Annotated in this window: 18 protein-coding genes and 2 pseudogenes; 9 read left to right on the top strand and 11 right to left on the bottom strand. The window is 69.6% G+C overall.

The features are described from left to right. Nucleotides 1-27 precede the first annotated feature (27 nt). Nucleotides 28-1,118, top strand: a pseudogene (locus tag RI578_RS37065) (APC family permease); the annotation flags it as partial. 195 nt (nt 1,119-1,313) lie between these two features. On the opposite strand, the gene RI578_RS37070 reads toward RI578_RS37065, so the two are convergent. Beyond that, the gene (locus RI578_RS37070; RefSeq protein ID WP_310875964.1) at nt 1,314-2,327 is read right to left on the bottom strand and encodes a LacI family DNA-binding transcriptional regulator; all 1,014 of its coding nucleotides are present in this window, start codon (nt 2,325-2,327) and stop codon (nt 1,314-1,316) included. 313 nt (nt 2,328-2,640) lie between these two features. Between RI578_RS37070 and RI578_RS37075 the strand changes: the two genes are divergently transcribed. From RI578_RS37075 to RI578_RS37090, 4 genes are all read left to right on the top strand, one after another. Next, nucleotides 2,641-3,948: an ABC transporter substrate-binding protein gene (locus RI578_RS37075; RefSeq protein ID WP_310875177.1), complete on the top strand. Its 1,308-nt coding sequence runs from the start codon at nt 2,641-2,643 to the stop codon at nt 3,946-3,948. Between the two features lie 91 nt (nt 3,949-4,039). Beyond that, nucleotides 4,040-5,035: a sugar ABC transporter permease gene (locus tag RI578_RS37080; RefSeq protein ID WP_310875178.1), complete on the top strand. Its 996-nt coding sequence runs from the start codon at nt 4,040-4,042 to the stop codon at nt 5,033-5,035. A 12-nt stretch (nt 5,036-5,047) separates the two neighbouring features. Beyond that, nucleotides 5,048-5,971 carry a carbohydrate ABC transporter permease gene (locus tag RI578_RS37085; protein ID WP_310875179.1) on the top strand — a complete coding sequence of 308 codons (924 nt, stop codon included), beginning with the start codon at nt 5,048-5,050 and terminating at the stop codon, nt 5,969-5,971. Between the two features lie 104 nt (nt 5,972-6,075). Then, nucleotides 6,076-7,515 (top strand): GH1 family beta-glucosidase, encoded by a 1,440-nt coding sequence (locus RI578_RS37090; protein ID WP_310875180.1) that lies wholly within the window; start codon nt 6,076-6,078, stop codon nt 7,513-7,515. Nucleotides 7,516-7,581: 66 nt separating this feature from the next. Here the strand turns inward: RI578_RS37090 and RI578_RS37095 are convergent, their stop codons facing one another. The 3 genes from RI578_RS37095 to RI578_RS37105 form a co-directional block, all read right to left on the bottom strand. Further along, nucleotides 7,582-8,778 carry a glycoside hydrolase family 64 protein gene (locus RI578_RS37095; RefSeq protein WP_310875181.1) on the bottom strand — a complete coding sequence of 399 codons (1,197 nt, stop codon included), beginning with the start codon at nt 8,776-8,778 and terminating at the stop codon, nt 7,582-7,584. A gap of 164 nt (nt 8,779-8,942) precedes the next feature. Beyond that, on the bottom strand, nt 8,943-10,088 hold the full coding sequence (locus RI578_RS37100) for a DUF6596 domain-containing protein (protein WP_310875965.1): 1,146 nt from the start codon (nt 10,086-10,088) through the stop codon (nt 8,943-8,945). Nucleotides 10,089-10,096: 8 nt separating this feature from the next. Next, nucleotides 10,097-10,504, bottom strand: coding sequence for a YciI family protein (locus RI578_RS37105; RefSeq protein ID WP_310875966.1), 408 nt, complete (start codon nt 10,502-10,504; stop codon nt 10,097-10,099). A gap of 267 nt (nt 10,505-10,771) precedes the next feature. Between RI578_RS37105 and RI578_RS37110 the strand changes: the two genes are divergently transcribed. Further along, the gene (locus tag RI578_RS37110; protein WP_310875182.1) at nt 10,772-11,239 is read left to right on the top strand and encodes a hypothetical protein; all 468 of its coding nucleotides are present in this window, start codon (nt 10,772-10,774) and stop codon (nt 11,237-11,239) included. Here RI578_RS37110 and RI578_RS37115 read toward each other — a convergent pair. Beyond that, nucleotides 11,220-11,654, bottom strand: coding sequence for an NUDIX domain-containing protein (locus tag RI578_RS37115; RefSeq protein ID WP_399063261.1), 435 nt, complete (start codon nt 11,652-11,654; stop codon nt 11,220-11,222). The genes RI578_RS37110 and RI578_RS37115 overlap by 20 nt on opposite strands. 226 nt (nt 11,655-11,880) lie before the next feature. Between RI578_RS37115 and RI578_RS37120 the strand changes: the two genes are divergently transcribed. Genes RI578_RS37120 through RI578_RS37130 form a run of 3 tightly spaced genes read left to right on the top strand, consistent with a single transcriptional unit; the run spans nt 11,881 to nt 14,258 of the window. After that, nucleotides 11,881-12,690, top strand: a complete 810-nt coding sequence (locus RI578_RS37120) for an ATP-binding cassette domain-containing protein (RefSeq protein WP_310875968.1) — start codon at nt 11,881-11,883, stop codon at nt 12,688-12,690. Continuing rightward, the gene (locus tag RI578_RS37125; protein ID WP_310875183.1) at nt 12,687-13,448 is read left to right on the top strand and encodes an ABC transporter permease; all 762 of its coding nucleotides are present in this window, start codon (nt 12,687-12,689) and stop codon (nt 13,446-13,448) included. Before RI578_RS37120 ends, RI578_RS37125 begins: the two co-directional genes overlap by 4 nt. Nucleotides 13,449-13,463: 15 nt before the next feature. Then, nucleotides 13,464-14,258 carry a MerR family transcriptional regulator gene (locus RI578_RS37130; protein WP_310875184.1) on the top strand — a complete coding sequence of 265 codons (795 nt, stop codon included), beginning with the start codon at nt 13,464-13,466 and terminating at the stop codon, nt 14,256-14,258. A 67-nt stretch (nt 14,259-14,325) separates the two neighbouring features. Here RI578_RS37130 and RI578_RS37135 read toward each other — a convergent pair whose 3' ends face one another. The 6 genes and pseudogenes from RI578_RS37135 to RI578_RS37160 all read right to left on the bottom strand — a co-directional run bounded on the left by RI578_RS37135 (nt 14,326) and on the right by RI578_RS37160 (nt 21,708). Then, complete coding sequence (locus tag RI578_RS37135; protein ID WP_310875185.1) at nt 14,326-16,425, bottom strand: hypothetical protein; 2,100 nt, start codon at nt 16,423-16,425, stop codon at nt 14,326-14,328. A gap of 196 nt (nt 16,426-16,621) precedes the next feature. After that, entirely contained in the window at nt 16,622-16,957 is a 336-nt protein-coding gene (locus RI578_RS37140; protein ID WP_310875186.1) for a helix-turn-helix transcriptional regulator, read from the bottom strand. Then, entirely contained in the window at nt 16,954-18,141 is a 1,188-nt protein-coding gene (locus tag RI578_RS37145) for a site-specific integrase (protein ID WP_310875187.1), read from the bottom strand. Before RI578_RS37145 ends, RI578_RS37140 begins: the two co-directional genes overlap by 4 nt. Before the next feature lie 123 nt (nt 18,142-18,264). Then, nucleotides 18,265-18,432, bottom strand: a pseudogene (locus RI578_RS37150) (DNA mismatch repair protein MutT); the annotation flags it as partial. A gap of 61 nt (nt 18,433-18,493) precedes the next feature. Then, entirely contained in the window at nt 18,494-19,351 is an 858-nt protein-coding gene (locus RI578_RS37155) for a glycerophosphodiester phosphodiesterase family protein (RefSeq protein WP_310875188.1), read from the bottom strand. Nucleotides 19,352-19,443: 92 nt separating this feature from the next. Continuing rightward, on the bottom strand, nt 19,444-21,708 hold the full coding sequence (locus RI578_RS37160; RefSeq protein ID WP_310875189.1) for an alpha-N-acetylglucosaminidase: 2,265 nt from the start codon (nt 21,706-21,708) through the stop codon (nt 19,444-19,446). Between the last annotated feature and the right edge of the window lie 169 nt (nt 21,709-21,877).

The following is a 21,877-nucleotide window of genomic DNA, read 5'->3' on the forward strand; positions in this document are numbered from 1 at the left end:
CAGAAGGAATCGGAGTTCCGCAAGGACATGGGACCGTGGGCGAACTTCGCCCTCGGCTTCACCTACCTCTCCCCGGTGGTGAGCACCTACACGCTCTTCGGCACGGCACTCGCCGACGGCGGACCACCGATGATCTGGGCCTTCGTCATGGCCGGGTGCGGGCAGTTCCTCGTCGCCCTGGTCTTCGGCGAGATCGTCGCGCAGTACCCGATCGCGGGCGGGGTCTACCCGTGGGCCCGGCGGCTGTGGGGCAAACGCTGGGCCTCGATGACCGGGTGGGTCTACATGTGGGCCCTGCTCGTCACCATCACCAGCGTCGCCTACGGTGCTGGGCCCTACATCGCCATCATGCTCGGCTTCCGCGCCACCGTGCACACCACCGTGCTGTGCACGATCGCGCTGATCGTCGTCGCGGTGCTCATCACTACGCCGGCACGAAGGCCCTTTCGTGGGTGGCGCTGATCGGCTTCGGCGCGGAACTGATCGGCGCCCTCGTCGTCGGGGTCATCCTGCTGGTCACGCATCGCTTCCACGGCCTGGGCGTCCTCTTCGACGACTACGGGACCGCCGGCGACGGCTCCTACCTGCCCGTCTTCCTCGGTGCGGCGATCATCGGCTTCTACCAGAACTACGGCTTCGAGGCCTGCGGGGACGTCGCCGAGGAGGTGGCCCACCCCGGCAAGGTGATTCCCAAGGCGATGCGACGCACCATCTACGTCGGCGGCGCGGCGGCGACCTTCACCTGTCTGACGCTGCTCCTGGCCGTCGTCGACTACCGGGCGGTGATCTCCGGCGAGGACTCCGACCCGGTCGTGAGGGTCCTCTTCGACGCCCTCGGCGAGGCCGGCGCACGGGTGGTGATGGCCGTCGTCCTCATCTCCTTCCTCTCCTGCACCGTCAGTCTGCAGGCCGCGGCGGGCCGGCTGATCTACTCCTACGCCCGCGACGAGATGATCATCGGCCACCGGCTGTTGCGGAAGTTCTCCCCGACCCGCGCGGTGCCCGAGTACGCGCTGCTGGTCGCCGCGGTCGTCCCGGCGCTGATCGCCGTCGGCTCGCTGATCTCGACGGACGCCCTCACCAAGATCGTGTCCTTCGCGATCCTGGGCATCTACGCCGCGTTCCAGATGGTCGTCCTGGCCGCTCTGCGAGCCCGCGTCCAGGGCTGGAAGCCGAGCGGCGAGTACCGGCTGGGCCGGTGGGGCCTGCCCCTTCGGGAAGCGCCGTCCCCGACTAGCGGAGCGCGGGGCCCGCGACCTGATGGAGCGCGGGTCCGCGCCCGGCCCTCCTCGACCTCGTCTCCGGGCCGTGCGTCAGGACGACTCGCGCACCACCAGCTCGGTCGGCAGGGTCATTTGCTGCCGGGACGCGCCGTGCTGCGTGATGTCGGTGAGGATCCGGGCCATGGTCCGGCCCAGTTCCTCCACCGGCTGACGGACCGTCGTCAGAGGTGGGTTGGTGTGGCGGGCGAGGACGGAATCCTCGAAGCCCACCACGGCGACATCACCGGGAACCCGCCGCTTCTGCCGGCGGAGCTCGGCCAGGGCGCCGACCGCCATGAGGTCGGAGGCGGCGAAGACGGCGTCCAGGTCCGGGGCGCGTTCAAGAAGCAAACGCATGGCGCTGCTCCCGCCCTCCTCCGTGAAGTCCCCGGCCTCGACCAGGAGTTCCCTCGCGGGCACCCCTGCCTCCCCGTGCGCGGCGCGCCAGCCCGCGAGCCGGCTGCGGCCGACGTCCATGTCCAGGGGGCCGGTGATCGTGGCGATCCGCCGCCTGCCGCTGTCCAGCAGGTGCCGGACCGCCGCGGTGGCCCCACCGACGTTGTCGGCGTTGACGTAGCTCAGCCGCTCGCCCGCGTCGCGGCGGCCGGCCAGCACGGTGGGCAGGTCCATCTCCTCCAGCATGCCCGGCAGCCGGTCCTCGGAGTGCACGGAGACCAGCAGGACGCCGTCCACGCGGCGGGTCGCCACCGACTCGGTCAGCTGGTCCCGCTCGGCCTGGTCGCGGACGAGCATCAGCTGCAACTGGGTCCGGCTCTCCGCGAGAGCGCCGCTGACGCCCCGGATCAGTGCGGCGAAGAACGGTTCCGAGCCGAGCCGGCTCTCCGACTCCGGGATCACCAGGGCCACGGCGTTGGTGCGGTTGGTCACCAGGCCGCGGGCGACCGAGTTGGGTACGTAGTTCAGCTCCTTGATCGCGGCGAGGACCCTGGCGCGTGCGTCGGCACTGACCAGTTCCGAGCCGTTGACGACACGCGAGACCGTGGTGCGGCCCACGCCGGCGCGGGCGGCGACCGTTTTGATCGTGGGACGGCGGTTGCCGGTCATGCACTCCCCCCTCGGCGGCCGCGGCGGCCGTGCCTGCCGCGGAGGTGACCTGCGGCAATTCTTGCAGACGCGGCCGTCGGCAGAGCACCCCCCGAGGCTTGAAGGACGAGGGCGGCGATCGGAGTTCACCGGCAACTTGCGTTCAAGTCATTGACAGATGGGCGCGCTCCCACGAGTCTTCGATGCGCCGGTGGGAACGTGCCCACCACATTTGGGTACGTTCCCAAACCTGTCAGAGCCGCTGTAGTCGTCGCTGTGGTCATCGCACAACTCGTCACGCCGATGTGTCAGCGCCGTCGCTAGGAGGAGATCCATGGGCAGTCTCGGTTCGTTGCGCACAAGGGCGGTGGCGGCGGTCGCGGCCGCCGGCGCGCTGGCACTCGTCGTGGGCTGCAGCAGCAGTGACGACTCGGTCACCGGTGGTGGCAAGGAGGACGGCAAGACCACCATCACGATGGGCCTGTACGGCGTGATGGGCATCAAGGAGACCGGCCTTCTCGAGCAGTACGAGAAGGAGAACCCGGATGTCGACATCAAGGCCGAGATCGCCGGTGACGAGCAGACGTACTACACCGCGCTGCAGACCAGGCTCGCCGCGGGCAAGGGCCTGAAGGACATCCAGGGCATAGAGATCGGCCGGGCCAAGGAGATCACCGAGACCCAGGCGGACAAGTTCGCGGACTTCTCCGAGATGTCGGGGACCGACCACTTCCTGCCCTGGAAGGAGTCCCAGATCAGCACCGAGGACGGCAAGGTGCTGGGCCTGGGCACCGACATCGGCCCGATGGCCGTCTGCTACCGCAAGGACTACTTCGAGAAGGCGGGCCTGCCCACCGACCGCGAGGAGGTCGCCAAGCTGTGGGAGGGCGACTGGAACAAGTACGTCGAGGTCGGCCGCACCTTCAAGAAGGACTTCAAGGGTGGCGACGTGGCCTACATGGACGCGGCCAGCGGCCTGTTCAACGCCATGGTCTACGGCTACCCCGAGCAGTACTACGACGGCAAGGGCGAGCTGATCTACGACACGAACCCGGCCGTCAAGGAGGCGTGGAACCTCGCCGCCGACGCCGGGGAGGAGGGGTTGTCGGCCAAGCTCCGCCAGTTCCAGCCCGGTTGGGACCCGGGTCTGGCCAACGGCACGTTCGCCACCGCCGTGTGCCCGGCGTGGATGCTCAGCCACATCAGTGAGAAGGCCGGTGCGGCGAACAAGGGCAAGTGGGACGTCGCGAAGGCTCCCAAGGGCGCCAACTGGGGCGGATCCTTCCTCGGTGTGGTCGAGCAGAGCCCGGTGAAGGAGGAGGCCAAGAAGCTCGTCGCCTGGCTGACCGCGCCCGAGCAGCAGGCCCACATCTTCAAGGAGATCGGCAACATCCCGTCCTCGCTCCAGGCGCTGGACAGCGCCGATGTGAAGAGCGCCAAGTCGGAGTACTTCAGCGACGCCCCGATCGGCCAGATCTTCGGCGCCGCCGCCCAGGAGATCCCGGACAAGCAGGTACTCGGCCGCAAGGACGGCACGATCAAGGACACGTTCTCCCAGGGCCTGGCCCTGGTGGAGCAGGGCACCTCGCGTGACGAGGCGTGGAAGACCACCACGGAGCGCATCGAGAAGGCGGTCGGCTGATCCGCCGCCCCCGCGGCCGACCGGGCCCGCCGGCGACCCGCCGGCGGGCCCGGGGCCCGGCTCACACATCTGCTTTCAGGAAGGAAGTCCGGTGGCCACCTCCACCACCAAGGCCCTGACCGGGGACGAGCCTCCCGGTCCGTCCCCCAGGACGGGCGGCGAGCGCACCGCCCGGCGGCGCGGCGCACTGCTGCACCGGCTGGACATCAAGGGCGCCCCGTACGCGTTCGTCGCACCGTTCTTCGTGGTCTTCGCCGCGTTCAGTTTCTACCCGCTCGTCTACACCTCGTGGATCTCCCTGCACGACGTGGAACTGGCCACCCTCGACGTCATGGAGTGGGTGGCGTTCGACAACTACGTCGAACTCTGGGGCGACTCCCGGTTCTGGAACGCGCTGCGGAACACCATCACCATCGGCGTCATCTCCACGGTGCCGCAGCTGATGATGGCGCTCGGCCTGGCCCACCTGCTCAACTACCGGATGCGGGCCTCGCTGTTCTTCCGCGTCGCCTCGCTGGTCCCCTACGCCACCTCGGTGGCGGCGGCCGCCCTCGTGTTCACCATGATCTTCGAACGCGACTTCGGCATGATCAACTGGGCGCTCGGAACGGTCGGTATCGACCCGGTGAACTGGGAGGCCGACAAGTGGCCCGCCCAGGCCGCGATCTCCACCATCGTCATCTGGCGCTGGACCGGCTACAACGCCCTGCTCTACCTGGCCGCCATGCAGGCCATCCCCGCCGACCGGTACGAGGCGGCCTCCCTCGACGGCGCATCCCGGTGGCAGCAGTTCACCCATGTCACCGTCCCCGGGATCCGCTCCACCATCGTCTTCACCATCGTGCTCTCCACGATCGGCGCCACCCAGCTGTTCGGTGAACCGCTGATCTTCGGCCAGGGCCCCAACGGCATCACCGGTGGCGCGGACAACCAGTACCAGACACTCGGCCTGCTGCTGTACGAGGAGGGCTGGAAGAACTACCAGATGGGCCGCTCGGCGACCGTCGCCTGGGCGATGTTCATGCTGCTCGTCCTCGTCTTCGTGACCCAGCGCCTGATCAAGCGCCTGCGTTCCCGTACGTCCTGACCTGGAGTCGCCATGACCACCCAAAGCCTCCCGGCCCGGACGGACGCCCCGGACCGGACCCCCGCCGACAAGCCGGCCGGCCGCGGCGGCCGCCGGCTGCTGCGCCAGGGCGCCGGCCGCCAGCACCACGCGGGCCCGCTCGCCTACGTCCTGCTCGCCATCATGGCAATCCTGTCGATCTTCCCGCTCTACTGGACGATGGTGGCCGCCTCCACCGACAACACCCGGGTGAGCCAGACCCCGCCGCCGTTCCTGCCCGGCCCCAACCTGTTCAGCAACCTCGCCCGGGCCTGGGACGAGGCGGCGATGGGCAAGGCCATGCTCAACAGCCTCATCGTGGCCGGGGTGATCGCCCTGTCCACGGTGATGTTCGCGACGCTGGCCGGGTTCGCCTTCGCCAAACTGCGGTTCAAGGGCCGCAACGCCCTGCTCATGCTGGTGATCGGCACCATGATGGTGCCGCCGCAACTCGGTGTCGTACCGCTGTTCATGATGATGTCCGAGCTGGGCTGGTCGCAGCAGCTGCCCGCCGTCATCTTCCCCACGCTGGTCAGCGCGGTCGGGGTCTTCTTCATGCGGCAGTACCTGTCGGAGGCGCTGCCGGACGAACTCGTCGAGGCCGGCCGCGTGGACGGGGCGCACTCGCTGCGGATCTTCTGGAGCATCGTGCTGCCCGTCGCGCGGCCCGCGATGGCGGTCCTGTTCATGATCACTTTCGTGCACGCGTGGAACGACTTCTTCTGGCCCTTCGTGGTGCTCGACATGACCAACCCGACGGTCCCCGTCGCGCTCACCCAGCTCAGCGCGGGATACGTCCGGGACCAGTCGCTGATCATGGCGGGCGCGCTGCTCGGCACCCTGCCGCTGCTGCTGATGTTCATCGTCTTCGGCCGCCAGATCGTCAGCGGCATCATGGCGGGCGCCGTCAAGGGCTGACCCGCCACCGTGCGGTCCGGCACCGAGCCGCCGGGCCGCACCACGATCCCCACCTCGCCAGGCGTTCGCGCGCCCGCGAACACCCCCTCCCAGAAAGGACTTACGTGGTCACCGCAGCACAGCAGACCGCGTCCGCCCCGGACGCCGCCCGTACCTTCCCCAAGGGCTTCCTCTGGGGCTCCGCGACCGCCTCGTACCAGATCGAGGGGGCCGCCGCGGAGGACGGCCGTACGCCGTCCATCTGGGACACCTACGCCCGCACCCCCGGCCGGGTCCGCAACGGCGACACCGGTGACATCGCCACCGACCACTACCACCGCTGGCGGGAGGACGTCGCCCTGATGGCCGAGCTCGGGCTCGGCGCCTACCGCTTCTCCCTCGCCTGGACCCGCGTCCAGCCCACCGGCCGCGGCCCCGCCGTGCAGAAGGGCCTGGACTTCTACCGGCGCCTCGTCGACGACCTGCTGGAGAAGGGCATCCAGCCCGTCGCCACCCTCTACCACTGGGACCTGCCGCAGGAGTTGGAGGATGCCGGGGGCTGGCCCGAGCGTGCCACGGCCGAGCGGTTCGCCGAGTACGCGGCCCTCGCCGCGGACGCCCTCGGCGACCGGGTGAAGACCTGGACCACCCTCAACGAGCCCTGGTGCAGCGCCTTCCTCGGCTACGGCTCCGGCGTGCACGCCCCCGGCCGCACCGACCCGGTCGCCGCCCTGCGCGCCGCCCACCACCTCAACCTGGCGCACGGCCTGGCCGTACAGGCACTGCGTGACCGGGTCCGCGCCGACGCCCAGTGCTCGGTCACCCTCAACATCCACCACGTCCGCCCGCTCACCGGCAGCGACGCCGACGCGGACGCGGTCCGCCGGATCGACGCGCTCGCCAACCGGGTCTTCACCGGTCCGATGCTGCAGGGCGCCTACCCGGAGGACCTGCTCAAGGACACCGCGGCGCTGACCGACTGGTCCTTCGTCCAGGACGGCGACCTGCGGCGGATCCACCAGCCGCTGGACTTCCTCGGCGTCAACTACTACACGCCCACCCTCGTCTCCGAGGCCGACGGCAGCGGCACGCACACCTCGGACGGACACGGCAGGAGCACCCACACCCCGTGGCCGGGGGCCGAGCGGGTCGCCTTCCACCAGCCGCCCGGCGACACCACCGCCATGGGCTGGGCCGTCGACCCCACCGGCCTGTACGACCTGCTGACCCGGCTGGCGTCCGACTTCCCGCGGCTGCCGCTGGTCATCACCGAGAACGGGGCGGCGTTCGACGACTACGCCGACCCCTCGGGACAGGTCAACGACCCCGCCCGCATCGCCTACGTACGCGACCACCTGGCCGCCGTGCACCGGGCCATCGTGGACGGCGTGGATGTGCGCGGCTACTTCCTGTGGTCCCTGCTGGACAACTTCGAGTGGGCCCACGGCTACGGCAGGCGCTTCGGCGCGGTCTACGTGGACTACCCGACCGGCACGCGCATCCCCAAGGCCAGCGCCCGCTGGTACTCCGAGGTCGCCCGCACCGGCGTCCTGCCCGGCGCCTGACCCATGGGTCCGCCCCCGCCCGCCGCGTCGACGCGGCGGGCGGGGGCGGACCCGGTCACCGGTTCTTCAGTTCAGCGGGTCGAGCGTGAGCTGGGCCTGGGCCGGGTTGCCGTCGTGCACCAGCGACTCGTGGTGGCCGACGTCGTCGAAGGCGAAGGCGTACGCCTTCCCGTCGGCCATCCGGTCGTGGATGATCCGGGCGTAGTGGTTGGTCACGGACTCCTTGTAGAAGTCGGCCGCCGAGGAGTCGGGCTGGTTGGGGTTGCTGAGCAGCGTGGAGCGGTTGAAGCCGGCGCACAGCGTCCGCGAGATGGGCCCGCGTACCTGGTCGTTGGGGGCGTCCAGGAGCTTGTGACAGCCGAAGACACTGGAGGCGTCGGGCTTCTGGAAGCTCGTGACGACGGCCCCGGAGCTGTTGGTGAAGTTCATGACACCGCCCGAGACGCGCCCGAAGTACTTGGTGCCCGGCTGGTCCGCGAACGGCGTGACGGTGAGCGTGGCGGACGTGTACTTCTGCCAGACGCGGTTGATGTAGTCGTCCATGACCGACGCGGGCAGCGCCCCGGTCTCCAGCCCGTACAGCGGCGACAGCGCCCGCAGGACGGTGCCGTCGGACCGGGTCTGGATCAGCCCGCCCCAGCCGGGCTGCGCCCGTAGCGCGTTGAACACCGCGTTGTAGCCGCCGGCCTTGAGCCGTCCGGCGGCGGCCACACTGCCGTCGGCGCGCTGCACGCCGACGGTGTAGGGCGCGGAGAACATGTCGACCTGGGTGCTGTTGAGCCACAGCCCGGCGTCGTTGAGCGTGTACTCGGACCAGTTGAACAGGATGTTGCGGTTGGGGTCGCTCGGGTTCTGCACGGCCGGTTGCACCAGGCCGCCCGTGGTCAGCCGGAAGTCGAGCTTCTGGCCGTACGAGAAGTAGATGCGTCCCGACAGCTTGGGGATGCGGATCGTCTTGGTCTGCCCGGCGGCGGGTCCGGGGATGGACGCGTCCGGCGCGGGAGTCGGGGGGTTGCCGCCGGCGGGCCAGGCGTGGAAGGCGCCGTTCGCATCGGCCCAGCCCTGCTGACCCGTCGTCAGCGAGGTGCCCAGGTTGTAGATGTGGACCGGTTCGCCGCGGCTCGAGTTGTTGGTGATCTTCAGTGGGATGGTGGCGGGCACCGCGGCGTCCGCGGGCGGTGCGGCGCCGAACGTGAGCAGGGCGCCGGCCAGGCCTGTGGCCATGGCCACGGCGAGCAGACGGTGTTTGAGGCTTGAGAGCACTCTCCACCTCCGTGCGGGTGTGGGGGGATTGGTCCGTACCGATTGTGAGAGCGCTCTCAGAGTTACGCCGGGACGCGTCCATGTCAATGAGGACGGAGCGGGGATTCGTGATCGGAACCTGCGTCGGGTCGCGCCGAGTGCCGCGGAGGTTCCGAGCGCACCCGTCAGTGGCGTCGGCGGGCGTTGAGCCGGGCGGCCTGGCGTGTCAGGTGGGCGCGCTCGGCGAGGTTGGGCGCCTTCTGGGCCGCCTCGGCGTACAGCCGTGCCGCGGTCACCAGGTCGCCGTCGCGCTCGTGGAGGTACGCCGCCACCGCGGTGTGGCGGGGCAGTGAGGCGTCCAGACCCGCGAGCGCCGCCAGGCCGGCGCGCGGCCCGTCGGCCTCACCGACGGCCACCGCGCGGTTGAGCCGGACGACCGGGCTGTCGGTGAGGCGCGCGAGCTCGTCGTACCACTCGACGATCTGCACCCAGTCGGTCTCCCCGGCGGTGGGCGCGTCCGCGTGGAGTGCCGCGACGGCGGCCTGGGCCTGGAACTCGCCCAGTCGGTCGCGGGCGAGGGCCGCCTGCAGTATCCCGACGCCTTCGGCGATCGACTCCGTGTCCCACCGGCGGCGGTCCTGCTCGGCGAGCGGCACCAGACTGCCGTCCGGCGCGGTCCGGGCGGCCCGCCGGGCGTGGTGGAGCAGCATCAGGGCGAGCAGCCCCGCCACCTCGGGGTGGTCGATCGCGGCCGCGAGCTGCCGGGTCAGCCGGATGGCCTCGGCGGCGAGGTCGACGTCGCCGGAGTAGCCCTCGTTGAAGACCAGGTAGAGGACGCGCAGCACCGTGGCGACGTCGCCGGGCCGGTCGAACCGCACCCCGGAGACGGTGCGCTTGGCCCGGCTGATGCGCTGCGCCATGGTCGCCTCGGGCACCAGGTAGGCCTGCGCGATCTGACGGGTGGTCAGCCCACCGACGGCGCGCAGCGTCAGGGCGACCGCGGACGACGGCGTCAGCGACGGGTGGGCGCACAGGAAGTAAAGCTGGAGCGTGTCGTCCGCCTGGGGCGCGGGCCCGGGCGCCGGTTCCTCGTCGACGAGGTCCTCACGCCGGCGGCGGGCGGTGTCCGCCCGGGTCGCGTCCAGGAACCGGCGCCAGGCCACGGTGACCAGCCAGCCCTTCGCGTCCCGGGGCGGGTCGGCCGGCCAGACGCGGACCGCCTCGACCAGTGCGTCCTGTACGGCGTCCTCGGCCGCCGCGAAATCGGCTCCGCGGCGGACGAGGATGGCGAGGACGCTCGGTGTGAGGCTGCGGAGCAGGGCCTCGTCCATGGGTGAGGTCACTCCGTGATGGTGGGCGTCACGCCGTAGAACGGGCGCAGCTCGAGCCACTCGTGGATGGGCTTCCCGCCCGCCCCCGGGGCGGCGGACAGTTCCCCGGCCAGCTCGACGGCACGCTCGTAGCTGTCGACGTCGATCACCATCCAGCCGGCGATGAGGTCCTTGGTCTCGGCGAACGGGCCGTCGGTGACCGGCGGGCGCCCCTCGCCGTCGTACCGGACGAACGTTCCCTCGGGGGCGAGCGCCTGACCGTCGACGAACTCGCCGGTCTTCTCGAGCCGGGCCGCGAAGTCGTTCATGTACTGCATGTGGTCCGAGATCTCCTCCGGCGTCCACTGGTCCATGGGCACATCGTTGACCGGAGCCGGAGCGCCGCGGTAGTGCTTGAGCAGCAGGTACTTGGCCATGGTGTTCTCCTCGGCGGTGCTGTTGCGACCCATTGTGGTCGCGTTCGCCCCTGGGTCGGAGCCGATCACGGGTTCTCGACATCGCCGCCGAATTTATTTCGCCCGGCTTTCCGGAGAGCTGCCGCCCGCACGGTGGGGGCCGGTACCGGGCCACAAGCCGGCACGGCCCGACACCGGGCCGGTGCGCGGAGCACCTTTCTCATGGGCGGGCTGCCGTGATCGAATGCGGGCGTGGCAGCCCGGAGACGTCTGCGAAGGGGGAGCGGCATGGCTGAGGACACGGGTGCGGGCGGCGGATGCAAGGCCTGCGACCTCATGCTCGGCAGGGCACCGCTGCCGGGCGGTAGCGTGCTGCGGACCGAGTCATGGGTGGTTGAGCACTGCGTCGGACCGCTCGGCCTGGGCACCTTGGTGGTCAAGCCGGCCCGGCACGTGCTGCACGTGGCCGAGCTGACGGCGCAGGAGTCCGGCGAGCTGGGCCCCCTGCTGCAGCGGGTCAGCGCCGCCGTCACCGAGGTGATGGCCCCGGAGCAGGTGTACGTGTGTCTGTGGTCGCACGCCGGCGGGGTGCCCGGTCACATCCACTTCGTCGTACAGCCCGTGGGCGCACGGGACATGTCCCGGTTCGCCGCCTTCGGCCCCGCGCTGCAGGTGGCCATGGGGGAGGCGGGGCATTTCCCCGAGGCGGCGGACGTGCGGCGGGTGTGCGACCGACTCAGGGAAGTACTCGGTTGAACGCGTTCGGCCCGCTCCCGCGCACCCGGTCGGCGAGCACCTCGTAGCGACGTACCCCGGCGGGTCCTCGTGGTGCCGCTTCGGGCCACAGGCAGTCCAGGACCGAGGCGGACGGAGCGAAGAGCGAGGACGGTACCGCGTCGCGGTCGAACCACTCCCAGCGCACGATCTTGTCCGGCTCGGTGACCCGGGGCGTACCCGCGGCCCGCCGGGTGACGGCCGCGGCCGTCACCCGGGTCAGCCCGCCCAGACCGTCGACCAGGACCGCCACCACCCGTACGTCCGTCGCCGGAACCGCGAGTCCGGTCTCCTCCGCCAGTTCACGGGCGGCGGCCGTCTCGAAGTCCTCGCCGGTGTCGACCTTGCCACCGGGGGAAGCAGGCGGGTTCGTCGATTTCTGGCCGGTGAGTCGCAGGAACCGACGCGTGAGTGGTGCACCGACAGCTATGAGTATGGCGGGTTCGCGGCCGAACGAGCTCGGGGCGAGCGGCCCGTCATCGCTGCAGTGTGTCTGGCCGGTAGGCGATCTGAGTGCCGTGGTCGGAACGGGCTTGACCTTGACGCTGGGTCAACCCTCCATCCTTCCGGGAGGAGCTTCCGCGCAGTCGCCTGGAACAGCTCCGCGAAGGAGGCAGATGACCATGACAGCCCAATCGATCGCCGGTCCGGCGATTCGCGTGCAAGGTCTCAAGAAGTCGTACGGGAAGCTCGAAGTGCTGCGCGGTGTGGACTTCGACGTGGTGCCGGGCAGTATCTTCGCCCTGCTCGGTTCCAACGGGGCGGGCAAGACTACGACCGTGAGGATCCTCGCCACGCTCCTGAAAGCCGACGCGGGGGCGGCGAGCGTCAATGGCTTCGACGTCGCCACGCAAGCGGCGAACGTGCGGGAGTCCATTAGTCTCACCGGGCAGTTCGCGGCCGTCGACGAGATCCTCAGCGGTCGGGAGAACCTCGCCCTGGTCGCCAGGCTGCGCCACCTCAAGGACCCTGGCGCGACTGCGGATGACCTGCTGAGGCGTTTCTCGCTGAGCGAGGCGGGCGCGCGGCGAGTGTCCACGTATTCGGGTGGGATGCGCCGCCGGCTGGACATCGCGATGAGCCTCATCGGGAATTCGCCGGTGATTTTCCTGGACGAGCCAACGGCCGGACTCGACCCAGAGGCGCGCATCGAGGTGTGGGACGCGGTCAAGGAGCTCGCCGGTCACGGAACGACGGTGCTGCTCACCACGCAGTACCTGGAAGAGGCCGAGCAGCTGGCCGACCGGATCGCGATCCTCCACCAGGGTCGGATCATCGTGAACGGCACCCTCGCCGAGCTCAAGCAGCTTTTCCCGCCCGCCAAGGTCGAGTACGTCGAGAAGCAGCCGACTCTCGAGGAAATCTTTCTCGCAGTCATCGGCGGCAGCGACAAGAGCGACGTCACTGGCACGACAACTGGGGGACGAGGATGACCACGTACTTCTTCAACGACACTGCCGCGCTCACGGGGCGGACCCTGCGCCACGTCACACGCAGCATGGACACCATCATCACGACCGCCATCACGCCGGTCGCCATGATGCTGATGTTCGTCTACGTGTTCGGCGGCGCCATCGATACCGGGTCGGTTCCGTACGTGAACTACATGCTGCCCGGCATCCTGCTCATGACCATCGCCTCAGGCATCTCCTACACCGCGTACCGGCTGTTCACCGATGTGAAGAGCGGGATCTTCGAACGATTCCAGTCCATGCCGATCGCGCGGTCGGGTGTGCTGTGGGCCCACGTCGTCACCTCTTTGGTCGCCAACTTGATCGCGCTCGTGCTCGTCGTGGGCGTCGCTGTGCTCATGGGCTTCCGCTCAGGGGCAGGAGTGTCGGCATGGCTCGCGGTCGCCGGCATCCTGCTCCTGTTCACCCTGGCGCTGACCTGGCTCGCCGTGATCCCCGGGCTCTCCGCGTCGTCGGTCGAGGGAGCAGGCGCGTTCGCCTACCCCCTCATCTTCCTGCCGTTCGTCAGCTCGGCGTTCGTGCCCACAAAGACCATGCCCGGCCCGGTGCGCTGGTTCGCCGAACATCAGCCGGTGACGTCGATCGTCAACACGATCCGCAACCTGTTCGCCCAGCAGCCGGTCGGTGACGACATCTGGACCGCCCTCGCGTGGTGCGTCGGCATCCTCGTCGTGGCGTACGTCTTCGCGATGGCCGCCTATCGCCGGAAGATCGCCTGAGGCAGGCTGAGACCCATGCTCACCATCAGCCAGCTTGCGTCGTACGCCGGGGTGACGGTGCGGGCGGTACGCCATTACCACCGGATCGGGTTGCTGCCGGAACCCGAGCGCGACCGGTCCGGATACCGGTCCTACGACGCGGTCGCGGTCGGGCGACTGATCCGGATCCGCACGCTCGCAGACGCCGGCGTGCCGCTGGCCCGGGTGCAGGAACTGCTCGCCGCCGGCCCGGAGGAGTTCGCCGCCGGCGTCCAGGAGATCGACAAGGCCCTGCGTGCCGAGATCCGGCGGCTGCAGGACACTCGCAGCCGACTCGCCAAGCTCGCCGCCGGAGAGCACCTGGCGCTCCCGCAGAGCGTCGTGGACTACCTCGACCGGCTGCGCGGTCTCGGCGTTGAGGAGCGGTACATCGAGATGGAGCGGGACGCCTGGATCATGATCGCCGCCCAGGTGCCGCACTCGATCGACTCCGTGATCGCCAAGAAACACGAGGAGTTGAACGACCCCGACATGGTGAAGCTCTACAGCCTTCTCAGCGGGGCACTCTACTGGCCGGCCAACGATCCGCGGATCGTCGAGGTCGCCGACATCATGGAGCGCTTGATGGTCCGCGCTGTGGAGGCCGGCGAGGTGGGTGCCGACGACGGCATCGACGATCAGTTCGTCGACCTGCTGGACTCAACCATGGTCGAGTCCTCACCGCACGCCGCACGGTTGTTGGAGATCCTGGAGGAGCGGGGCTGGAGGGGATGGACCCGCATCGAGCGAGTGCCTGCCGAGAGGCTCAACACTGAGCTGCCGCCATCGTGAAGGCAGGTCAGGGTCCTGGAGCGACGCTATTTGGGGGTGCTGGTGCTTCCCGGGGCGGATGTCTGCCTCAGTGAGGAACAGGGCCGCCGCGGTGGGGGTGAGCTGTGTGGATGTACTTCATGGCAGTGGTGACGGAGATTCCGAAGACACGAACGAGATGAACGGGGTCTTCGGTCTCGCGGGCCTCGTCCAGAATTCTGTCGGCGCGAACAGCGCGCAGAGTCACACCGGCGGGGGTGAATCGTCTGTAGATGTAGTCCGTGCAGATGGGATCTGTGGTGCTGGCGGTCTGCTGGGTAACGAGGAGGTGGGGGTTGGCGGTGCGTGGCCATCGCCGATGGCGGTAGCGGAGCCAGGTGTGCAGCAGGGCGGCGGTGGTGTCGTCGAGGTGAACGATGTGGCGGCCGTGAGGGCGGCGGATCAGAAGCTGCCGGCGGGTGAGCAGAACGTCGGAGAGGGTGAGGTCAGGCAAGTCGGTGCCACTGGTTGCGTGAAGGGCAACCAAGGCCAGGACCAGGCGGGTAGCGGGATTGGCGCTCGTCTCCAGGAGCCCGGCCAGTCGGTCGGGGGCCAGAGTGGTGGGCAACAGTTCCTGGCGGGTGACATGCAGGCTGCGGGTGGGATCGGCGAAGACGAGCTTGGCGTGCTTCAGGGCACGAAAGAGTGATCGCAGGGCCACTGCTCGCTCGTGGGCGCGCGGGCCTTTGACCGCGGTGACAGCGGTGGTGACGTCGGTTGTGGTCACTTGGCGCAAGGTGGTGTAGCCGCTGGTCCAGTCAGCCAGGGGTGTGGCCAGGTAGGAGAGGTAGCGGCGTATGGTGCCGTAGTCGGTGGCGAGGTGGTGGGAACGGGTGGTTCCGCGCAGGACCCTTACCCAGGGTCCGAGTTCGTCGCCGATTCGGGGTGGAAAGGCGGCGATGCTGCGCTGGACGAAGGCCTCGTTGCGGTTGCGGCGCGGGGGCGAGGCCAGGAGCTGTTCGCGTTGGTTCAGGAAGGCGACCAGACCGCCGATGCGACCACCGCTGCGGCACGCGCGGGTCAGCGCCCGCAGGTCATCCTCGCGGAAGGTGGTCTCGGCGCCCAGCCAGATGGCGGCCATCCGCAGGACCCGAGCTGTGGACTCGTGGGACTGCCGGCTCCAGCGGTGCTCGGTGGCGTGCCGGGCGAAATCCTCCAGGAGGGTCGTCACCGATGGCGGCGGGGATGGCAGGAGTGCGTTGACCAGCGGGCGCCAGTCCCGCTCCGCTTCGAAGATCGTCAACTGGCCTGCATGTTGCGCGACCGGCGGGCTGAGTACCAGTCGATCTGCGCGGTGGACTTCGGGGCGACTTGCGCTGATGCCCGCCGGGCGGGACGGCCCGGCGAACCGCAGCTGTCGCCAGGTGCTGGCGTCGGTGTCGGGTCCCAGCCGCAGGCGAAGGCTTGTGCAGTCGCGGCATCGACCGTTCTGCAGGGGAAGCGGCCCGGCGCCACACCGCCCGCAACATCCCTGCTGATCAGCGTTTTTGCGACGCCAGTGCCTACAGGCGTCGCACAACTGGTTTCGGCCCCACGAAAGGCACTGTTCGCAGCTTCGCGGCTGAGGTTGGGAGCGGGCCCGCTGGGCGTGCGGCAGTACGGCCACCCCGTGGTCGAGATCAGGCGCCAGCAGCCCGGCCTTGTTCAGGACCGTAGTGACTCCGGAGGGCCGGTGAGGCAGGGCGTCAAGGATGGCGGCGTCGACCAGGTCCTGGCCTGCGGCGTCGCGGGCCGCCAGAGCGAGGGCCAAGGCGTCCTTGGCGCTGACGCGCCAGGTGCGGCCCAGGCGGTGCTCTTTCTGTACTTCGTTGATCAGCGGTTTCAGTCGTTCCAGATCGCCCCGGAGCCGGTCGCGGAGCAGGACGGCGTGGTGTTCCAGCAGTCGGTAGGGCGCGGGGAACATGGCTATCTGTCCGCGTACTGCCGGCGGGCAGATCCGCCCATCGTTCAGGACGGCGGCCGGGCGCTGGGCGCGTGCCCAGCCAGGTGTCTGGTAGCGGCCGTCGGAGTGCAGGCGGTAGGTGCCGGTGGGCGCCGCGGGCCGCCGGATGGATGCCGGCAGGCAGAACGAGAGCTGGGTCCACACCGGGCGGCGTGCGGCCTGGACGGGCTCGTAGTACCAGGCCGCGTCGTACTCGGTGATCGCCACGACGCATGCCCGGCAGAAGCCTTCCTTGTTGACCCGCCACAGCCGCTTGCAGCGCCGGCACTCGGCTGCCGGGTGGTAAGGCTTGGAGCGCCACTGGTGGCACGGGGAACAGAAAGGTGTTTGCGCTCGCGGTCCCCAGCCGAGACACCCCGAGCACTGCCCCAGCGAAGGGACGCGTATGCGTGGTCGGGTCATGTCAGTTCGGCGGGAGCGACCTCGGTCGCCCCGTTCCGCCCGGCCGGCGTGGCACGGGCCGCGGCTGCTCTCCCGCGGCCTTCGCCAGTTCCTCGTCTTGGACTGCCGGAGTCTTCCGGGCCACGGGCTCCGCGACCAGCAGGTCCGCGACCGTGCAGTCCAGCGCGGCGCAGATCAGGTCGAGGTCCTCCAGCCGCACCGTCACCGGTGTGCCCGACCAGAGCGCGGAGACCTTCGACAGCGACGGAGTGAATCCGACCTCCGCGAACACGGGCATCAGCTCGCTAGGCCTCCAGATGCCCCGGTTGGCCGCCGCCCACCGCAAGTTCCACTTCACGACAGACCCCCCGCGTCCACGCGCAATCGCTGTGATGCCCGAGCCGACGAGCGCCGGCTCGCCATCTCCGGATCGCCCTGAGCAGACAAAATGTACCGAACCGTGGTCGTCGTCCAGTCATGGCCAAGCAATTTCTGCACCTCCCACAGCGACATGCCGGCTTCGTAGCGGTGTGTGGCACAAGCGTGCCGAAGTAGATGCGGGAAGATCCGCTCGACCGGACCCGACAGGTGAGCCGCCGAGGCCCGCACCAGCGCCTTCCGCAGCGTTGAGGTCGTCACCGCCGGCCCCACCGGACTCGGCCCGCCCCCGAGATCCCGGGCCAGCCGCTCCGAGGGCCAAACCGGCGATTCGGGGTGCTCCGGGTCGTCCGAGAACAACCCGCGCACCTCCTCCACGTACCACCACAGCAACTCGCGGCCCTCGGCGAACAGGAACGCCTCGCGCTGCCGCGGGCCCGATCCTCGGGCGCCCTTGCCCTGGACGACGAAGCGCCCGAAGTCGCCCGCTTCCCAGTGGAGGTCCTTCATGCGCATCTGGCACAGCTCCGAAGCGCGTACCCCGGAGATGTAGATCAACTTCGCCATCACGTAGTCCCTGCACGCCACCGCCTCCTTGCGGGCGTGCGCCAGCTCCCGCCGCCAGCTGGCGAAGAACTCGCCGACCGCCCGCGCCGACGGCGGCACCCGCAGGCCGAAGTCGCCGCGGTGTGCGTGCCGGTTGAACGGATCGATCGGCGACTCGACCGCCGCCCCGAACCGCCGGAAGATCTCGTGCGCGTAGCGCTGCTCCAGGAACGCGAAGAAGTGGTCGATCCGGTTCAGTTTCGATCGGACCGTCGGCGCCTGGCGCTTGCCGACTCCGGCGAAGTAGGCATCGACGTGACGAGGCGTCAACCGCCAGGGCGCCACCCCGTAGTGGTCACACACCTCGATCACCGGCTTCGTCAGCCGGTCCAGCGTCGAAGACGCCAGGCCCGCCACATCTCGCGCCCACTGGTACTCGACCAGCGTGTCCATGAAGAACAGCTGCTCGTCCTCCCGGTCGACCGCGCCGGCGTACCGGCGCTGCAGCAGCAACACATCGCTCAGCCCCGGTTCGCCGCCCGGCAACCCCACATCCGCGGAGGACGGTTCGCTGGGCGGCGGCACGAGGGAGAGCACGCGCGTCCTGAGATCTGCCATGGATGGAGAAATTACAGCAGCAACTCCTGAAATTCAGGAGAACAGCCTAAGATCCGGGGTGGCCGCTCATCGAGCCGGGCGAGCCTCCTACCAGCTGAGATGGAACGACGTACCGCTTCAGCACTCGCAGGAACCCGCTCGTACTCCAGTTAGTTCCCAGCGGCCGTCGTGGCCGAGGCCGAGCAGGACCCGTCCGGTGGGATCGAGGACGGCGAGGCCGACACCGGTCAGGCTGTGGGAGGCGGGGCGGGCGCGCTCGGGGCGCTCGGGGCCGGGTGTACGAGAGTTCACCAGGCCATTCCACACCCCGGGAGCCCGCGGGAGCCACCGCACGCGCGATCTGCTCCGTGGGTCAACGCTGGGTGAGGGATTGGGGGTAGTCGGTGATGATGCCGTCGACGCCGAGGGTGGTCATTTTGCGTATGGCGCCGGGTTCGTCGACGGTCCAGACGTTGATGTCCATGCCGAGTTGGTGGATGCGGTCGACGAGGTTCTGGTCGGTGACGGTGTGTTGGGGGTTGACTTGGTCGGCCCAGGTGCTGAGTTCGAGGAGTTCGGTGTCGGTGGGGCGGTCGGCGTCGAGGAGGCCGATGGGGATGTCGGGCAGGTGGGTGTGGAATTGGTGGGCGTCGTCGGTCTGGAAGGACTGGACGGCGAGTTGTTCGCGGGCGAGTGCGCGGCGGACGTAGCGTGGTTTGTTCTGGAGGTTTTCGGCGAGGTCGGTGGCGATGTCGGTGTAGTGGCCGCAGGGGCTGATTTCGGCGAGGAGTCCGGTGCGGGTGTGGTCGATGCGTGAGATGACGTGGTCGACGGTGATGAGGGGTTCGCCGGTGTAGTCGTGGTGGAACCAGGAGCCGGCGTCGAGTCTGCGGAGTTCGGCCCAGGTGAAGTCGGAGACGCGGTAGCGGGGGCGGTCGGGGTAGACCTCTTCGATGTCGGTGGTGCGTTCCATGGTGCAGTCGTGGAAGTTGACGAGTTTGCCGTCCTTGGTGCGTTGGACGTCGATCTCGACGAAGTCGGCGCGTTGGTCGACGGCGAGGTCGATGGCGGCCGCGGTGTTCTCCGGTGCCATGCCGGACGATCCGCGGTGCGCGATGGCGTCGGGCCGGTCGTCGGACCGGTCGTCGGCGTGCGCGGTCGTCGATGTTGCCGCGGCCAAGGTCAGACCGCTCAGCACGGCCACCACGACACCGACACGTCTGTTGCCCACTTGCTTCACTACAGCCTCCAGCCTCTCGAGACGATCGACCAACCGGCGGAGTGGATCGGTGAATCGGCTGTCCGAGGACGGGGAACGTCCCGTCAGGCGTCGCCCCCGGCCGGCCCGGCCCCGGACGGCGGCCCGGCCGGAGCAGGAGTGGGCAGGGCATCGAGGACGGCGGCGGCCAGTGCCACGGGGTCGCCCGACGCTCGGACGGGGTAGCTGTCGCGCTGCTGGTTCCAGGCGTTCTCCAGTGCGAACCAGTCGATGGCCACGGGTGCCCGGCCGGTGGCCAGCGCGGTGTCGAGGGAGTCGAGGTACGTCGTCCAGCGCATCGCGTAGAAGTCGGAGACCAGCCCGGACCACTCCCGGTTCGCGTAGTCCCGCAGGCCACCCGAGTCGCTGCCGGAGCGGTGGCCCCAGGTGGTGAGGATGGAGCGGGCGTCGAACTCGGCAGCGGCCCTCTCCGCCTTCGTGCGGCCCCAGGATCTGGCGTCCTCCAGCCACGGGCCGAGGAGGAACCGGGTGTCGGTGGCGAGCAGCCGGTCCAGCAGGGCCAGGTCGCTCTTCCACTCGGCGGCCCGCTCACGGAAGCCGGGCAGATCCTTGGCGTCGTAGGCGGCCTTGATCTGTGGGAGCAGGGTCCGGCTGCGGTTGGCCAGGGCCTGACGGGCGACGTCGACCAGGTCGAAGCGGTAGGCGTCGGTGGTACGCAGTGCCGGTGCGACCTGGAGCAGCTCGGCCAGCGCCCGGTGCACCGTGCTCGGGTCGTAACGCATCGCACCGGGACTCCAGCTGGCCGCGTTGGTGGCCGTCAGCCGGGGGCGGGCGGTGAACAGGCTGTCCTGGGACTCGCTCCAGGTCCCGGACGGTGTGCTGTACGGGCCGGTGCGCAGCAGCTCCCACGCCCGGGCGGCGTGCGGGTCGGCACCGCCGTAGCGGCGTTCCGCGTACTCGTCGAACCACGCTCGGTGGTCCAGCGGGCCCGTGCGCCAGGCCAGTTCGGTGAACAGCTCGTAGGCGACCGGGTTGCCGCCGGTGCCTTCCGGCATATAGGCGATGCCCGAGAGTGCGCTGCCGGGCTTGGTGCGCCACTGGTCGAAGCGCTCGGCCCAGACGGCGGTGTTGGCGCCGACAGTGGTGTGACCGCCGAAGTTGGGGATCGTACCGAACGCGTAGGGCGCGCCGTGCCAGGTGGCTTCCCGGTCGAGTCCGTTGTAGCGGTCGGACAGTCCGTCGACGATGAGCAGCTTGCTCTTGTCGACGGCGTCGATGATCTGCGTCGAGGGGTTGTTCTGCCAGCCGATCAGGGTCCACACGGCGCCGGGGCGCGCGGTCTGGAGGGCGTTCATCACCGCTTGGGCCGCGTCCCGGACAGGCACGTTCCCCGGCCGTCCGCCCTCGTGCAGGAGGTCCATCTTGTACATGGTGGACTCGCCGAACAGCTCACGCTGGTGGCGGTAGAACGAGGTGGCGACCCTGGGGAACGCCTCGCTGCGCGGGTCGAGCCAGTCGGGCCGCTCGAACCCGACCCAGTCGCCCTGCGGGACGACCGGTCCGGTGGGGTTCCGCTCGGTGAACCCCGGAGGCACGGTGCCGTAGTAGCCCGGCAGTACGGGAGTCATACCGAGTTGGCGCAGCCGGTTCGCGATCCTGCGGCCGAGGTCTGCCCGCTGCTGGATGAGCCGCTCGGAGACGGGGCCGCCGAAGCCGGACATGTTCTGCATCAGCCACCACGGCTGATGCGCCGGACCGGGGATCCAGGATCTCAGTTCCTTCTCGGAGTAGCCGAACTCCTGGAGCGTCTCGTAGTAGACGGCGTCGGCACCCATCTGGACGAAGACCTCGTTCACACCGTGCAGGGCGAGGAGGTCGATCTGCCTCTCGTAGGACGCCCAGTCGCGGTAGGCACCGGAATAGCCGTCGTCGGTGTCGTTGAGCGCGAAGCGGTGCGGGACCGAAGCGTGTTTGCGGACGGTGCCCGTGGGCGCGGGCAGGGTGCGGGGCAGCCTCGCCGTGCTCCGCCCGGGCCAACCGATGTCCACCTTGGCCGTGTACTTGAGATACCAGTTGACGCCGCTGAGGATCACGGCGGGACTGGTGCCCCGTACGCGCACGTGGCCCGCGTGGCCGGAGACGCTGAAGTAGTCCCCGGACGACGGGCGACGCACCGGAACGAGGCTGAACTGCGAGACGTGGCGCGGCAACAGCCGGGCGAGCACCGCCTTGGCGGGGTGGGTGGCGAAGGCCGGCTCGCCCGGTGGGGAGGCGGCCGCCGGGGAGGTGGGGGCGGGGCTCAGGGCCGTGGTGAGAAGGACGAGGGCAGCGGCTGCGTACAGGGCAGCCCAGGCTCTGAGGCTTCTCACTGGTCACCTCGAATGGGAGTGAGCGACGGGGTGTTGGTGAATATGAGGGTCGGCGGGTCACCAGTCAAGGCGGCACCCCTGGGCGTACGTCGCTCTTCGGCCACGAGCGTTCGGCTGGCCGGCGTCAGTGTCCGCGAGCCGTCGCCCTCGCTCTGCCGCGAGCCGTCGC

Source organism: Streptomyces sp. BB1-1-1 (assembly GCF_031597775.1).
GTDB classification, from domain to species: Bacteria; Actinomycetota; Actinomycetes; order Streptomycetales; family Streptomycetaceae; genus Streptomyces; species Streptomyces thinghirensis.